This is a genomic window from Polynucleobacter sp. 39-46-10, from assembly GCF_002282275.1.
The window spans coordinates 1-1,346 of record NZ_NCJB01000480.1 but is presented as its reverse complement, the minus strand read 5'-3'; the positions used below and the strand labels follow the sequence as shown (position 1 = coordinate 1,346).

The 1,346-nt window shown below is 46.3% G+C and carries 1 protein-coding gene; it reads left to right on the top strand.

Annotated elements, in window-relative coordinates; genetic code table 11:
* A partial coding sequence (locus B7X71_RS16970) for a DEAD/DEAH box helicase (protein ID WP_293601605.1) occupies positions 1-1,230 on the top strand: 1,230 nt, incomplete at its 5' end.
* Positions 1,231-1,346: the final 116 nt, after the last annotated feature.

Below are 1,346 nucleotides of genomic sequence, written 5' to 3'. Positions count from 1 at the left end.
GAAGGCTATACCAGCCCTACACCCATTCAAGAAAAATCTATTCCTGCCGTATTAAAGGGCGGAGATTTACTCGCAGCAGCCCAAACCGGTACCGGCAAAACTGCAGGCTTTACCCTGCCCATTTTGCAGCGCTTAAGCAGCACCTCCAAGGCAAGTGGCAAACGCCAATTACGCGTATTGATTCTGACTCCTACCCGCGAGTTAGCTGCTCAAGTTCAAGAGTCTGTTGTGACTTACGGCAAATACACTGGTCTAAAATCTACCGTCATCTTTGGCGGTGTCGGCGCAAATCCTCAAATCAAGGCTATTGCAGCTGGCTTAGATATTTTGGTGGCAACACCAGGTCGCTTACTCGATTTGATGTCACAAAACTGCGTTTCACTTGCCAATATTGAAATCCTCGTCCTAGATGAAGCTGATCGCATGCTAGATATGGGCTTCTTGCGTGATATTAAAAAGATTTTGGCTGCACTACCAAAGCAACGTCAGAATTTATTGTTTTCAGCAACCTTCTCTACCGAGATCAAAGCATTGGCAGATGGCTTACTCAATTCACCAGCCTTGATTGAAGTGGCACGTAGCAATAGCACTAATGAAGCAATTGCTCAACTCATCCACCCAGTAGACAGAAACCAAAAGCATCCTTTGTTAGCGCATTTGATTAAATCCAATCAATGGCAACAAGTCCTTGTATTTACTCGCACTAAACATGGTGCCAATAAATTAGTGACCCAATTGGAAAAAGATGGCATCACTGCCATGGCCATTCATGGTAATAAAAGTCAAAGCGCTCGCACTAAAGCTTTAGCAGAATTTAAGGATGGGAAAATTACTGTCTTAGTGGCTACTGATATTGCCGCGCGCGGTATCGATATCGATCAATTGCCCCATGTTGTGAACTATGACTTGCCGAATGTCTCCGAGGATTATGTTCACCGCATCGGTAGAACCGGTAGAGCTGGATCCAATGGCGTTGCAGTCTCCTTAGTCTGCGTTGATGAGCATCAGATGCTCCGTGATATTGAAAAGCTCATCAAGCAAAAACTACCGCAAGAAGTGATAGCTGGATTTGAACCGGATCCAAACGCTGTCGCGCAACCAATCCAATTACGCAGCCAACAGCATCAACAATCTCGCAAGCCCAGACCAGGCAATGCTGGTGGCGGCAATGGCGGAGGCAAACCTGCGGCCAAACGCAGCAGTCCACCAAAGCGAAGTTTTAATCGCTAAATCTCCGTTAATATTGCAAGCACTAATACGTATAGTTAATTGATATGAATACCCAAAGCCCTCAAGAGCCTCGCTTAACCTCCCTCTCCCATGGAGGTGGCTGTGGCTGCAAGATC